This window comes from Vibrio antiquarius (assembly GCF_000024825.1).
Taxonomy (GTDB): Bacteria; Pseudomonadota; Gammaproteobacteria; order Enterobacterales; family Vibrionaceae; genus Vibrio; species Vibrio diabolicus.
Genome location: NC_013456.1, coordinates 114,403 through 126,960, shown reverse-complemented (window position 1 = coordinate 126,960; position 12,558 = coordinate 114,403). Strand labels below are relative to the sequence as shown.

25 protein-coding genes are annotated in these 12,558 nt (G+C 45.5%); 23 read left to right on the top strand and 2 right to left on the bottom strand.

Going from position 1 to position 12,558, the window contains the following annotated elements; translation table 11 throughout:
- Positions 1-15 precede the first annotated feature (15 nt).
- The 23 genes from rpsS to rplQ all read left to right on the top strand — a co-directional run bounded on the left by rpsS (position 16) and on the right by rplQ (position 10,939).
- Positions 16-294, top strand: a complete 279-nt coding sequence (rpsS, locus tag VEA_RS00640; protein ID WP_004394525.1) for a 30S ribosomal protein S19 — start codon at positions 16-18, stop codon at positions 292-294.
- 10 nt (positions 295-304) lie between these two features.
- Positions 305-637, top strand: a complete 333-nt coding sequence (gene rplV / locus VEA_RS00635) for a 50S ribosomal protein L22 (protein WP_005383164.1) — start codon at positions 305-307, stop codon at positions 635-637.
- 18 nt (positions 638-655) lie between these two features.
- Positions 656-1,354 carry a 30S ribosomal protein S3 gene (gene rpsC / locus VEA_RS00630; RefSeq protein ID WP_005383161.1) on the top strand — a complete coding sequence of 233 codons (699 nt, stop codon included), beginning with the start codon at positions 656-658 and terminating at the stop codon, positions 1,352-1,354.
- A gap of 11 nt (positions 1,355-1,365) precedes the next feature.
- Positions 1,366-1,776 carry a 50S ribosomal protein L16 gene (rplP, locus tag VEA_RS00625; protein WP_005379577.1) on the top strand — a complete coding sequence of 137 codons (411 nt, stop codon included), beginning with the start codon at positions 1,366-1,368 and terminating at the stop codon, positions 1,774-1,776.
- The gene (rpmC, locus tag VEA_RS00620) at positions 1,776-1,967 is read left to right on the top strand and encodes a 50S ribosomal protein L29 (RefSeq protein ID WP_005379576.1); all 192 of its coding nucleotides are present in this window, start codon (positions 1,776-1,778) and stop codon (positions 1,965-1,967) included. The genes rplP and rpmC overlap by 1 nt, the downstream gene beginning before the upstream one ends.
- Positions 1,967-2,221, top strand: coding sequence for a 30S ribosomal protein S17 (gene rpsQ, locus VEA_RS00615; RefSeq protein ID WP_005379575.1), 255 nt, complete (start codon positions 1,967-1,969; stop codon positions 2,219-2,221). Before rpmC ends, rpsQ begins: the two co-directional genes overlap by 1 nt.
- A 162-nt stretch (positions 2,222-2,383) precedes the next feature.
- Complete coding sequence (rplN, locus tag VEA_RS00610) at positions 2,384-2,755, top strand: 50S ribosomal protein L14 (protein WP_004410450.1); 372 nt, start codon at positions 2,384-2,386, stop codon at positions 2,753-2,755.
- A gap of 13 nt (positions 2,756-2,768) precedes the next feature.
- Positions 2,769-3,086 carry a 50S ribosomal protein L24 gene (gene rplX, locus VEA_RS00605; RefSeq protein ID WP_005379574.1) on the top strand — a complete coding sequence of 106 codons (318 nt, stop codon included), beginning with the start codon at positions 2,769-2,771 and terminating at the stop codon, positions 3,084-3,086.
- Positions 3,087-3,109: 23 nt separating this feature from the next.
- On the top strand, positions 3,110-3,649 hold the full coding sequence (gene rplE / locus VEA_RS00600) for a 50S ribosomal protein L5 (protein ID WP_005379573.1): 540 nt from the start codon (positions 3,110-3,112) through the stop codon (positions 3,647-3,649).
- A 17-nt stretch (positions 3,650-3,666) separates the two neighbouring features.
- Complete coding sequence (gene rpsN, locus VEA_RS00595) at positions 3,667-3,972, top strand: 30S ribosomal protein S14 (RefSeq protein WP_012841173.1); 306 nt, start codon at positions 3,667-3,669, stop codon at positions 3,970-3,972.
- 29 nt (positions 3,973-4,001) lie between these two features.
- Positions 4,002-4,394 (top strand): 30S ribosomal protein S8, encoded by a 393-nt coding sequence (rpsH, locus tag VEA_RS00590; RefSeq protein WP_005379572.1) that lies wholly within the window; start codon positions 4,002-4,004, stop codon positions 4,392-4,394.
- Positions 4,395-4,407: 13 nt separating this feature from the next.
- Positions 4,408-4,941, top strand: a complete 534-nt coding sequence (rplF, locus tag VEA_RS00585) for a 50S ribosomal protein L6 (protein ID WP_005392377.1) — start codon at positions 4,408-4,410, stop codon at positions 4,939-4,941.
- A gap of 9 nt (positions 4,942-4,950) precedes the next feature.
- Positions 4,951-5,304, top strand: coding sequence for a 50S ribosomal protein L18 (rplR, locus tag VEA_RS00580; protein WP_005379568.1), 354 nt, complete (start codon positions 4,951-4,953; stop codon positions 5,302-5,304).
- A 14-nt stretch (positions 5,305-5,318) separates the two neighbouring features.
- On the top strand, positions 5,319-5,822 hold the full coding sequence (gene rpsE, locus VEA_RS00575; protein WP_004745894.1) for a 30S ribosomal protein S5: 504 nt from the start codon (positions 5,319-5,321) through the stop codon (positions 5,820-5,822).
- Positions 5,823-5,829: 7 nt separating this feature from the next.
- Positions 5,830-6,006, top strand: a complete 177-nt coding sequence (rpmD, locus tag VEA_RS00570) for a 50S ribosomal protein L30 (RefSeq protein ID WP_005379565.1) — start codon at positions 5,830-5,832, stop codon at positions 6,004-6,006.
- Positions 6,007-6,011: 5 nt separating this feature from the next.
- Positions 6,012-6,446: a 50S ribosomal protein L15 gene (gene rplO, locus VEA_RS00565; RefSeq protein WP_005383155.1), complete on the top strand. Its 435-nt coding sequence runs from the start codon at positions 6,012-6,014 to the stop codon at positions 6,444-6,446.
- Between the two features lie 20 nt (positions 6,447-6,466).
- The gene (secY, locus tag VEA_RS00560; RefSeq protein WP_005379562.1) at positions 6,467-7,801 is read left to right on the top strand and encodes a preprotein translocase subunit SecY; all 1,335 of its coding nucleotides are present in this window, start codon (positions 6,467-6,469) and stop codon (positions 7,799-7,801) included.
- Between the two features lie 38 nt (positions 7,802-7,839).
- Positions 7,840-7,953 carry a 50S ribosomal protein L36 gene (rpmJ, locus tag VEA_RS00555; protein ID WP_000868186.1) on the top strand — a complete coding sequence of 38 codons (114 nt, stop codon included), beginning with the start codon at positions 7,840-7,842 and terminating at the stop codon, positions 7,951-7,953.
- 149 nt (positions 7,954-8,102) lie between these two features.
- Complete coding sequence (gene rpsM / locus VEA_RS00550; RefSeq protein WP_005383154.1) at positions 8,103-8,459, top strand: 30S ribosomal protein S13; 357 nt, start codon at positions 8,103-8,105, stop codon at positions 8,457-8,459.
- A gap of 18 nt (positions 8,460-8,477) precedes the next feature.
- Positions 8,478-8,867, top strand: a complete 390-nt coding sequence (rpsK, locus tag VEA_RS00545) for a 30S ribosomal protein S11 (protein ID WP_001118870.1) — start codon at positions 8,478-8,480, stop codon at positions 8,865-8,867.
- A gap of 27 nt (positions 8,868-8,894) precedes the next feature.
- Positions 8,895-9,515 carry a 30S ribosomal protein S4 gene (rpsD, locus tag VEA_RS00540; protein WP_005383146.1) on the top strand — a complete coding sequence of 207 codons (621 nt, stop codon included), beginning with the start codon at positions 8,895-8,897 and terminating at the stop codon, positions 9,513-9,515.
- Between the two features lie 24 nt (positions 9,516-9,539).
- Positions 9,540-10,532 carry a DNA-directed RNA polymerase subunit alpha gene (locus VEA_RS00535; protein WP_005383143.1) on the top strand — a complete coding sequence of 331 codons (993 nt, stop codon included), beginning with the start codon at positions 9,540-9,542 and terminating at the stop codon, positions 10,530-10,532.
- 26 nt (positions 10,533-10,558) lie between these two features.
- Complete coding sequence (gene rplQ / locus VEA_RS00530) at positions 10,559-10,939, top strand: 50S ribosomal protein L17 (RefSeq protein WP_005383141.1); 381 nt, start codon at positions 10,559-10,561, stop codon at positions 10,937-10,939.
- A gap of 135 nt (positions 10,940-11,074) precedes the next feature.
- Here the strand turns inward: rplQ and VEA_RS00525 are convergent, their stop codons facing one another.
- Positions 11,075-11,554, bottom strand: coding sequence for a DUF2780 domain-containing protein (locus tag VEA_RS00525; protein WP_012841172.1), 480 nt, complete (start codon positions 11,552-11,554; stop codon positions 11,075-11,077).
- A gap of 154 nt (positions 11,555-11,708) precedes the next feature.
- Positions 11,709-12,329, bottom strand: a complete 621-nt coding sequence (bamJ, locus tag VEA_RS00520) for a BamJ family beta-barrel-assembly machinery protein (RefSeq protein ID WP_005392370.1) — start codon at positions 12,327-12,329, stop codon at positions 11,709-11,711.
- Between the last annotated feature and the right edge of the window lie 229 nt (positions 12,330-12,558).

Below are 12,558 nucleotides of genomic sequence, written 5' to 3'. Positions count from 1 at the left end.
TAAAGAGGAATCGCCATGCCACGTTCTCTCAAGAAAGGTCCTTTTATTGACCTACACTTGCTGAAGAAGGTAGAGAAAGCGGTGGAAAGCGGAGACAAAAAGCCTATTAAGACTTGGTCCCGTCGTTCAATGATCATCCCTACGATGATCGGTTTGACCATCGCTGTCCATAATGGTCGTCAGCACGTACCAGTATTTGTAACTGATGAAATGATCGGTCACAAACTGGGTGAATTCGCACCAACACGTACTTACCGCGGTCACGCTGCGGATAAGAAAGCTAAGAAGCGCTAAGGAGTAAATAATGGAAGCAATTGCTAAACATAACTTTGCTCGCATTTCGCCTCAGAAAGCTCGCTTAGTTGCGGATCTAATCCGTGGTAAATCTGTTGACCAAGCTCTAGAAATCCTAACGTTCAGCAACAAAAAAGCTGCTGCACTAGTTAAGAAAGTTCTAGAGTCTGCTATCGCTAACGCGGAGCACAACGAAGGTGCAGATATTGACGATCTGAATGTCGCAAAAATCTTTGTAGATGAAGGCCCAACCATGAAGCGTATTATGCCTCGTGCTAAAGGTCGTGCGGATCGTATCTTGAAGCGTTCAAGCCACATCACTGTTGTTGTAGCAGATCGCTAGAGACTAGGAGAGTAAGCAATGGGTCAAAAAGTACATCCAAATGGTATTCGTCTAGGCATCGTTAAGCCTTGGAATGCTACATGGTTTGCTAACACCAAAGATTTCGCTGACAACCTAGACGGCGACTTCAAGGTACGTCAGTTCCTTACAAGTGAACTGAAAAAAGCGTCTCTATCACGTATCGTTATCGAGCGTCCTGCTAAGAGCATCCGTGTGACTATTCACACTGCTCGTCCAGGCGTTGTTATCGGTAAGAAAGGTGAAGACGTTGAGAAGCTACGCGCAGCTGTAGCTAAAATTGCAGGTGTACCAGCGCAAATTAACATCGCTGAAGTACGTAAGCCTGAACTAGATGCGCAACTTGTTGGTGACAGCATCGCGTCTCAGCTAGAGCGTCGTGTTATGTTCCGTCGTGCTATGAAGCGCGCAGTACAAAACGCAATGCGCCTAGGCGCTAAAGGTATCAAAGTGGAAGTAAGCGGTCGTCTAGGCGGCGCTGAAATCGCACGTTCAGAGTGGTACCGTGAAGGCCGTGTGCCTCTACACACTCTACGTGCTGACATTGATTACGCAACTTCTTCGGCTCACACTCAATACGGTGTGATCGGCATTAAAACTTGGATCTTCAAAGGTGAAATCCTAGGTGGTATGCCAGCAGCTAACGCTGTAGAGCCTAAAGGCGACAAGCCTAAGAAGCAGCGTAAAGGCCGTAAGTAAGGAGTCGACAGATGCTACAACCTAAACGTACTAAGTTCCGTAAGGTTCAGACTGGTCGTAACCGTGGTCTAGCTAAAGGTACTGATGTAAGCTTCGGCGAATTCGGTCTTAAAGCTGTTGGCCGTGGTCGTCTAACTGCTCGTCAAATCGAAGCGGCACGTCGTGCAATGACACGTCACGTTAAGCGTCAAGGTAAAATCTGGATCCGTGTGTTCCCAGACAAACCAATCACAGAAAAACCACTTGAAGTTCGTCAAGGTAAGGGTAAAGGTAACGTTGAGTACTGGGTAGCCCAAATCCAACCTGGTAAGGTTATGTACGAAATGGGTGGTGTACCTGAAGAATTGGCACGTGAAGCGTTCCGTCTTGCGGCACGTAAACTGCCTTTCAAAACTACATTTGTAACTAAGCAGGTGATGTGATGAAAGCACAAGATCTACGCGAGAAAAGCGTTGAAGAGCTTAACGCTGAGCTAATGAATTTGCTACGTGAACAGTTCAACTTGCGCATGCAAGCTGCGACTGGTCAACTACAGCAAACTCATACTCTGAAAGCTGTACGCCGTGATATCGCACGTGTGAAAACTGTTTTGACTGAGAAGGCAGGCGCATAATGAGCGAAGTAAAACGTACTCAACAAGGTCGTGTTGTTAGCGATAAGATGGACAAGTCTATCACTGTTGCTATCGAACGTTTCGTAAAACACCCAATCTACGGTAAATACGTAAAACGTACGACTAAAGTACACGCACATGACGAGAACAACGAGTGTGGCCTAGGCGACACAGTTGAAATCGCAGAGTGTCGTCCACTGTCTAAGACTAAGTCTTGGACTTTGGTAAAAGTTCTAGAAAAGGCGAAGATTTAATCTCGTTAATTCTATGAAACTAAAGCGGCTCCAAAATATTTTTGGAGCCGTTTATTTTTTGACTACCCAATCACAAAAAAGGGTGGTACAATTCGCGTCCCTTTTAAAGAGGCAGCCCGACCCGTGATGGGTCTAGTTATTAATATTTAGCGGAGCACTAACATGATCCAAATGCAAAGTATGCTGGACGCAGCTGATAACTCAGGCGCACGCAGCGTAATGTGTATTAAGGTTCTGGGTGGCTCTCACCGCCGTTATGCACATATCGGTGACGTCATCAAAGTTACTGTGAAGGAAGCAATCCCTCGCGGTAAAGTTAAAAAAGGTGATGTTCTGAAGGCGGTGGTAGTGCGCACCCGTAAAGGCGTACGTCGTCCTGACGGTTCTGTCATTCGCTTCGACCGAAATGCTTGCGTATTGCTAAACGACAATACTGAGCAACCAATCGGTACACGTATCTTTGGTCCTGTGACACGCGAACTTCGTGGCGATAAGTTCATGAAGATCGTTTCACTGGCTCCAGAAGTTCTGTAAGGAGCACGTAGAAATGGCAGCTAAAATCCGTCGTAATGACGAAGTAATCGTTCTTGCTGGTAAAGACAAAGGCAAGAAAGGTAAAGTAACTAAGGTTCTAGCAACTGGTAAAGTTATCGTTGAAGGTATCAACCTAGTTAAGAAGCATCAGAAACCTGTTCCAGCTATGGGTATCCAAGGCGGTATCGTAGAGCAAGAAGCAGCAATCGACGTTTCTAACGTGGCGATTTTCAACGCAGCTACTGGTAAAGCTGACCGTATCGGTTTCCGTTTTGAAGACGGCAAAAAAGTTCGTTTCTTCAAGTCTAACGGCGAAACCGTTTCTAACTAATAGAAGTAATTTGGAGTTCTACTATGGCGAAACTGCATGATTACTACAAGTCGTCTGTAGTCGCTGAACTGACCAAACAGTTCGGTTACACAAGCGTCATGCAAGTCCCTAGAATCGAGAAAATCACCCTAAACATGGGTGTTGGTGAAGCAATCAACGATAAGAAACTGCTAGAAAATGCAGCGTCTGATATGGCAACGATCTCTGGTCAAAAGCCACTTATCACAAAAGCGCGCAAATCTGTTGCAGGTTTCAAAATCCGTGAAGGCTACCCTATCGGTTGTAAAGTAACCTTGCGTGGCGAACGTATGTGGGATTTTCTTGAGCGTTTAATTAACATCGCTCTTCCACGTGTACGTGACTTCCGTGGTGTTAGCGCTAAGTCTTTTGACGGTCGCGGTAACTACAGCATGGGCGTTCGCGAGCAAATCATCTTCCCGGAAATCGACTTTGATAAAGTTGATCGTGTACGCGGTTTAGACATCACTATTACGACGTCTGCTGGTACTGATGAGGAAGGCCGTGCTCTGCTGGCTGCCTTTAACTTCCCATTCCGTAAGTAAGGTGAAGGGTTACTGTTATGGCTAAACAATCAATGAAAGCACGTGAAGCTAAACGTGCACAGCTAGTAGCTAAGTTCGCTGAAAAGCGTGCAGCGCTAAAAGCTATCATCAGCGATGTAAACGCATCTGAAGAAGATCGTTGGAACGCGGTTCTTACACTGCAATCTCTTCCACGTGATTCAAGTGCATCACGTCAGCGCAACCGTTGCAACCAAACTGGTCGTCCACACGGTTACCTACGTAAGTTCGGTCTAAGCCGTATTAAGGTTCGTGAAGCTTGCATGAAAGGCGAGATTCCGGGTCTTCGTAAGGCTAGCTGGTAATTGCCACTTAATCATTTGGAGTAAATCATATGAGCATGCAAGATCCGATTTCGGATATGCTGACCCGCGTTCGTAACGGTCAGGCAGCAAACAAAGTTGCTGTAAAAATGCCTTCTTCAAAGCTTAAAGTTGCAATTGCTGCACTACTAAAAGCTGAAGGTTACATCGTTGACTTCGCTGTTGAAGGCGAAGCAAAACCTGAGCTAGAAGTTACACTTAAGTACTTCCAAGCTAAACCAGTAATCGAGCAACTTAAACGTGTTTCTCGTCCAGGTCTACGTGTTTACAAGAAGAAAGATGAACTTCCTTCTGTAATGGGTGGTCTTGGTATTGCTATCGTTTCAACTTCCAAGGGTCTTATGTCAGACCGCGCTGCACGTAAAGCAGGTCTTGGTGGTGAAATCATCGCTTACGTAGCTTAATAAGGAGTAGACTATGTCTCGTGTTGCAAAAGCACCTGTCGCTATTCCAGCTGGCGTAGAGGTGAAACTAAACGGCCAAGAAATCACTGTAAAAGGTGCGAAAGGCGAACTAACTCGCGTTCTTAACGATGCAGTTGTAATCGCTCAGGAAGAAAATAACCTGACTTTCGGTCCTAAAGAAGGTGTTGCTAACGCATGGGCTCAAGCAGGTACTGCTCGCGCTCTAGTTAACAACATGGTTGTTGGTGTTACTGAAGGCTTTACTAAGAAGCTAACTCTTAAAGGTGTAGGTTACCGTGCTGCTATCAAAGGCAACGCTGTAGGTCTAACACTAGGCTTCTCACACCCAGTTGAGCACGAGTTGCCAGCGGGTATTAAAGCTGAATGTCCAAGCCAAACTGAAATCGTGATCACTGGTGCTGACAAGCAACTAGTTGGTCAAGTTGCGGCTGACATTCGTTCTTACCGTGAGCCTGAGCCATACAAAGGCAAAGGTGTTCGTTACGCAGATGAAAATGTGCGTACTAAAGAAGCTAAGAAGAAGTAAGGTAACACTATGGATAAGAAAGCATCTCGCATCCGTCGTGCTACACGTGCACGTCGTAAGATTGCAGAACTGGGTGCGACTCGCCTAGTTGTACACCGTACTCCTCGTCACGTGTACGCACAGGTTATCGCGGCTAACGGCTCTGAGGTTATCGCAGCAGCTTCTACTGTAGAAAAAGCGATCCGTGAGCAAGTGAAATACACTGGTAACGTTGATGCAGCTAAAGCAGTGGGTAAAGCTATTGCTGAGCGCGCTCTTGAGAAGGGCGTAACTGCAGTTGCATTTGATCGTTCTGGTTTCCAATACCACGGTCGAGTAGCGGCGCTAGCAGAATCTGCTCGCGAAGCTGGTCTGAAATTCTAAGGTAGGGTTGGAAGATGGCTAAAGAACAACAAGTTCAAGCGAATGATTTGCAAGAAAAGCTAATCGCAGTTAACCGCGTATCTAAGACGGTTAAAGGCGGTCGAATCATGAGCTTCACTGCACTAACAGTAGTTGGTGACGGTAATGGTCGTGTAGGTTTCGGTTACGGCAAAGCTCGTGAAGTACCTGCAGCGATTCAAAAAGCAATGGAAAAAGCGCGTCGTAACATGACTACGATCGCTCTAAACGAAGGCACTCTTCACCACCCAGTGAAAGGTCGCCATTCGGGCTCTAAAGTTTACATGCAGCCTGCTGCAGAAGGTACTGGTGTTATCGCAGGTGGTGCGATGCGTGCAGTACTAGAAGTTGCTGGTGTACACAACGTACTATCTAAAGCGTACGGTTCTACGAACCCTATCAACATCGTTCGTGCAACGATCGATGCACTAGGTAGCATGAAGTCACCAGAAATGGTTGCTGCTAAACGTGGTCTAACTGTTGAATCTATTTCGGAGTAAGAACACCATGGCAACTATTAAAGTAACTCAAACTAAAAGCTCAATTGGTCGTCTGCCAAAGCACAAAGCTACTTTGCGCGGTCTAGGTCTTCGTAAAATCAACCACACAGTAGAACTTGAAGATACTCCGTGTATTCGCGGTATGATCAACAAGGTTTACTACATGGTTAAAGTTGAGGAGTAATCAGAATGCGTTTGAATACTCTAGCACCGGCTGCTGGCGCGAAAACTTCTGCGAAGCGAGTAGGTCGTGGTATCGGTTCAGGCCTAGGTAAAACTGGTGGCCGTGGTCACAAAGGTCAAAAATCACGTTCTGGCGGCAGTGTTCGTCCAGGTTTCGAAGGCGGTCAGATGCCTCTGAAACAACGTCTACCAAAATTCGGTTTCACTTCTCGTAAGAGCCTAGTGTCTGCTGAAGTTCGTCTAGCTGAGCTAGCGAAAGTTTCTGGTGACGTAGTTGATCTAAACAGTCTTAAAGCTGCTAACATCATCACTAAGAACATCGAATTTGTAAAAGTTGTTCTTTCTGGTGAAATCAACAAAGCAGTGACTGTGAAAGGTCTACGTGTGACTAAAGGCGCTAAAGCTGCAATCGAAGCTGCAGGCGGTAAAATCGAGGAATAATCTCGAGGAACGAGGTACAGATGGCTAAGAAACCAGGACAAGATTTTCGTAGTGCTCAGAGCGGCTTAAGTGAACTAAAGTCGCGCTTGTTATTCGTAATTGGTGCACTTTTAGTATTCCGAGCCGGCTCCTTTGTGCCGATTCCTGGTATTGACGCTGCTGTACTTGCCGATTTGTTCGAACAGCAAAAAGGTACCATCGTTGAAATGTTTAACATGTTCTCCGGTGGTGCTCTTGAGCGTGCATCTATATTAGCATTGGGCATCATGCCGTATATTTCGGCATCTATTGTTGTCCAATTGCTAACTGTAGTTCATCCAGCGTTAGCTGAACTCAAAAAAGAGGGTGAAGCAGGCCGTCGTAAGATCAGCCAATACACACGCTACGGCACGCTTGTACTTGCAACCTTCCAAGCTATAGGTATTGCAACTGGCCTACCAAACATGGTCGACAATCTGGTTGTTATCAACCAAACCATGTTTACGCTAATTGCTACCGTAAGTTTAGTAACCGGTACCATGTTCTTAATGTGGTTAGGTGAACAAATTACAGAGCGAGGAATTGGTAACGGTATTTCGATACTGATTTTTGCAGGTATTGTTGCTGGATTGCCTTCTGCAATCGGTCAAACAATCGAGCAAGCGCGTCAAGGTGAATTGCATGTACTTCTTCTGTTGCTAATCGCGGTATTAGCTTTTGCAGTCATTTACTTCGTTGTTTTCATGGAACGTGGTCAACGCCGAATCGTCGTTAACTACGCGAAGCGTCAACAAGGTCGTAAAGTATTTGCTGCACAAAGCTCGCATCTGCCTCTTAAAATTAACATGGCAGGTGTAATTCCAGCGATTTTTGCATCAAGCATTATCTTGTTCCCAGGAACATTGGCTCAGTGGTTTGGTCAAAACGGCGAGAGCAGCGCGTTCGGTTGGTTAACTGACGTGTCTTTGGCTCTTAGCCCAGGTCAACCGTTGTATGTAATGCTTTATGCAGCAGCAATTATCTTCTTCTGTTTTTTCTACACGGCGTTGGTTTTCAACCCGCGTGAAACAGCAGATAACTTGAAGAAGTCTGGTGCATTCGTACCCGGTATCCGCCCAGGTGAGCAGACAGCGAAGTACATTGATAAAGTAATGACACGTTTAACCCTTGCTGGTGCACTGTACATTACCTTTATCTGTCTGATTCCCGAGTTCATGATGGTCGCGTGGAACGTACGTTTCTACTTCGGCGGTACATCGCTACTAATCGTAGTTGTTGTAATTATGGACTTTATGGCACAGGTACAGACTCATCTGATGTCTCAACAGTATGATTCTGTGTTGAAGAAAGCGAATCTGAAAGGCTACGGCCGTTAATCCGGCGGTAGACTCAGTTTCATTTACGGAGTTTAGCAATGAAAGTTCGTGCTTCCGTTAAAAAAATCTGCCGTAACTGTAAAGTAATCAAGCGTAACGGTGTCGTTCGCGTGATTTGCAGTGAGCCAAAGCACAAACAGCGCCAAGGCTAATTAGCAGAAATTTTTACTTGAAAATGAAGGTTGGGTCGAGTATATTCCTCGGCCTACCTTTTGCGTGCAAAAGAAGTAGTATTCCGCAGCGTATCCATAACGGGCTTTGCTGCGGCTAATTCTTTTATAGAAACACTTAGGAGTGAATAATGGCCCGTATAGCAGGCATTAACATTCCTGATCAGAAACATGCAGTAATCGCTCTAACAGCGATCTACGGCATCGGTAAAACTCGCTCTCAAGCTATCCTAGCTGAAGTGGGTATTGCTGAAAATGTTAAGATCAGTGAACTAACTGAAGAGCAGATCGATCAACTGCGTGATGGTGTAGCTAAGTACACTGTAGAAGGTGATCTACGTCGTGAAGTATCTATGAACATCAAGCGTCTTATGGACCTTGGCTGTTACCGTGGTCTTCGTCATCGTCGCAGTCTACCACTACGTGGACAGCGTACTAAAACCAACGCTCGCACCCGTAAGGGTCCGCGTAAGCCGATCAAGAAATAATCGGGAAGGTAGAGTACAATGGCTAAACAACCAACTCGCGCTCGTAAGCGCGTACGCAAGCAAGTTGCAGATGGCGTTGCGCACATCCATGCTTCTTTCAATAACACAATCGTAACCATTACTGACCGTCAAGGTAACGCTCTTGCATGGGCTACTGCAGGTGGTTCTGGTTTCCGTGGTTCTCGTAAGTCTACTCCGTTCGCTGCACAGGTTGCTGCTGAGCGTTGTGCTGAAATGGCTAAAGAATACGGCCTAAAGAACTTGGAAGTTATGGTTAAGGGTCCTGGTCCAGGTCGCGAATCTACTGTTCGTGCACTAAACGCCGCTGGTTTCCGCATCACAAACATCGTTGATGCTACACCAATCCCTCATAACGGTTGTCGTCCACCTAAGAAACGTCGCGTATAACGTTTCTAGGACAATTGGAGAAGAATCATGGCAAGATATTTGGGTCCTAAGCTGAAGCTTAGCCGTCGTGAAGGCACTGACTTATTCCTTAAGTCTGGTGTTCGCGCGATCGATACCAAGTGTAAAATTGATAACGCACCAGGTGTACACGGCGCTCGTCGCGGTCGTCTATCTGAGTATGGCGTTCAGCTTCGTGAGAAGCAAAAAGTACGTCGTATGTACGGCGTTCTAGAAAAACAATTCCGTAACTACTACAAAGAAGCTGCTCGCCTAAAAGGCAACACTGGTGAAAACCTACTTCAGCTTCTTGAAGGTCGTCTTGATAACGTAGTTTACCGCATGGGCTTTGGTGCAACTCGCGCAGAAGCACGTCAGCTAGTTAGCCACAAAGCTATCCTAGTAAACGGTAAAGTTGTAAACGTTCCTTCTTTCAAAGTAGCGGCTAATGACGTTGTTTCTATTCGCGAGAAAGCTAAACAGCAAGCTCGTATTAAAGCGGCTCTAGAAGTTGCTGAACAACGTGAAAAACCAACTTGGATTGAAGTAGATGGTGGCAAGATGGAAGGTACATTCAAGCGTATGCCTGAGCGTTCTGATCTATCAGCTGACATCAACGAACAATTGATCGTCGAGCTTTACTCTAAGTAAGGTTTAAACTAAAGAGAGGACACAATGCAGGGTTCTGTAACAGAATTTCTTAAGCCACGTCTAGTTGACATCGAACAAATCAGCTCGACTCACGCAAAAGTAACTCTTGAGCCATTAGAGCGTGGCTTTGGTCATACTCTGGGTAATGCACTTCGCCGCATTCTTCTATCTTCTATGCCTGGTTGTGCAGTGACAGAAGTAGAAATCGAAGGCGTACTTCACGAGTACAGCACTAAAGAAGGTGTACAAGAAGATATTCTTGAAATCCTTCTAAACCTTAAAGGTTTGGCAGTGCGTGTTGCTGAAGGCAAAGATGAAGTGTTCATTACTTTGAACAAATCAGGCTCGGGCCCTGTGGTTGCAGGTGACATCACCCATGATGGTGATGTAGAGATCGCTAACCCTGAACACGTTATTTGTCACCTAACGGATGACAACGCTGAAATCGCAATGCGTATTAAAGTAGAACGTGGTCGTGGTTATGTTCCAGCTTCTGCGCGTATCCATAACGAAGAAGACGAGCGTCCAATCGGTCGCCTACTAGTAGATGCTACTTACAGCCCAGTAGACAAAATTGCCTACGCTGTAGAAGCAGCTCGTGTAGAACAGCGCACTGATCTAGACAAGCTTGTTATCGATATGGAAACAAACGGTACTCTAGAACCTGAGGAAGCAATCCGTCGTGCAGCTACAATCCTAGCTGAACAATTGGATGCATTCGTAGATCTTCGTGATGTACGAGTTCCTGAGGAGAAAGAAGAGAAGCCAGAATTCGATCCGATCCTACTGCGTCCTGTAGACGATCTTGAACTAACAGTTCGCTCTGCTAACTGTCTGAAAGCAGAAGCGATTCACTACATCGGTGATCTAGTACAACGTACTGAGGTTGAGCTACTTAAAACGCCTAACCTTGGTAAAAAATCTCTTACTGAGATTAAAGACGTACTTGCGTCACGTGGTCTGTCTCTGGGCATGCGCCTAGAAAACTGGCCACCTGCATCAATCGCTGAAGATTAATCGATACTAGTTAGAAGGATTAGGTCATGCGCCATCGTAAGAGTGGTCGTCAACTCAACCGCAACAGCTCACATCGCAAAGCGATGTTCAGCAACATGGCTAGCTCTCTAGTACGTCATGAAGTTATCAAGACTACTTTGCCAAAAGCAAAAGAGCTACGTCGCGTAGTTGAGCCTTTGATTACACTAGCTAAGACTGACAGTGTTGCTAACCGTCGTCTAGCATTTGCACGTACTCGTGACAACGAAGTAGTTGCAAAACTATTTAACGAACTAGGTCCACGTTTTGCTGCTCGTCAGGGCGGTTACACTCGTATCCTAAAAGCTGGCTTCCGTGCTGGTGATAAAGCTCCAATGGCTTACATTGAGCTTGTAGATCGCCCAGCTGCTGAAGAAGCTGCTGAGTAATCAGTTCGTAAGAACGAGAAAGCCGAGCGTTAGCTCGGCTTTTTTGTATCTGCGATTCAGTAAATCTTTATATCCAGCCTGCATTTATTTTACTCCATGCAGACTGGCAATTTAAAAAGTGATTATCACTTGCGCTTATTTACTAGTATTCCACAACCCGCCCAACGAACTTAGAAGTCCCTCGCTAGCGCCTTGCTTGTTCAAGTAATCCAAGATTACTGGAGCAAACTGACTGATCATAGAGGGATCTAAACCCAGCGTATCAAAAGCGCTTTTTACTGCACTAATATTCTCAATATTCCCCAGTAAGCTTTGTGCTCCTTGCAAGTTTGAAAGCCCAGGAATCAAAGACTGTAATTCACTGCTATTTTCTTGTGAAAGCTGGCTTTGAGCCAAAGCGAGTAGTGCGCCACTACCTCCAGCCGCTTGTTCTGTAGATACAGGTAATTGGCTAGTTAGCATGTCTGTTAATGGAGATGATTCAGTATTCAGGCTACTACCTACCATATCCATCAGGCCACTTTCTTTACTTTTTTGCGTGACGGAATCTAAGAATGCGTGTGCACTACCAATGTTCATTGATAAGAGTGCCAGAGTCAGGAGTGTTTTACGCATAGTACCTCCAAAGGTTGAGCGTTTTTTAAAGTGATTTTATTGTTTTAAAGGCTATCAGAATGAAAGGTTTAGAGGTGAGAAAGTCTATTCAGTTTAGACAAAAAAACGGCGCTAATGCGCCGTTTTATTAAATCATAATTGAAAATGGTTTCAATTAAAGAATATCTAGTAGTTCTACTTCGAAAACTAGTGCTGCGAATGGAGGGATAGCTGCACCAGCGCCACGCTCACCGTACGCAAGGTCTTGTGGTACGTATAGTTTCCACTTAGAACCAACAGGCATTAGTTGTAGTGCTTCTACCCAGCCTTTGATTACGCCTGTAACAGGGAATTCAGCTGGTTGACCGCGAGATACTGAGCTATCGAATACAGTACCGTCAGTTAGCTCACCGTGGTAGTGAACGCGAACTGAGCTTTCTGCTGTTGGAACTGCACCAGTACCTTCAGAAATGATTTCGTACTGAAGGCCAGAGTCTAGAACGTTAACTTCAGGGCGTAGTGCGTTGTCTTTTAGGAACGCTTCGCCTTCTGCTGCTGCAATTTTCGCTGCTTCTTGGCGAGCGGTTTCTGCACGAGTGTGAAGTTCTTGTAGTGCTTTGTTGATTTCATCAATTTCGATTGATGGCATGTCACCAGTTAGTGCTGTTGCAATACCCGCTGCGATAGCATCAACGCTAAGACCTTCAAGACCAGAACCTGCAAGTTGCTGACCCATTTGCAGACCAATGCCGTAGCTTGCTTTTTGTTCTGCAGTTTCAAATTTAATTTCAGACATGAATGTCGCTCTTGTTAGGAGTGATAAAGGCAACAGGATATCAGTTTCGAGCTTAGGTTTAAATGATTGCGACTGAATGCTTAATTGAGGCGGCCAGGGTGTGACTTATCTCTTACTCCAAGTGAAATTTCTGCTAATTTAATCCAAATTCCATTTTAGTTTAGTGAAAAACATATACTCTCCGCGTCGGTATTTTTATACTGGCAGTAGAAGTATTAAGGGACTCATT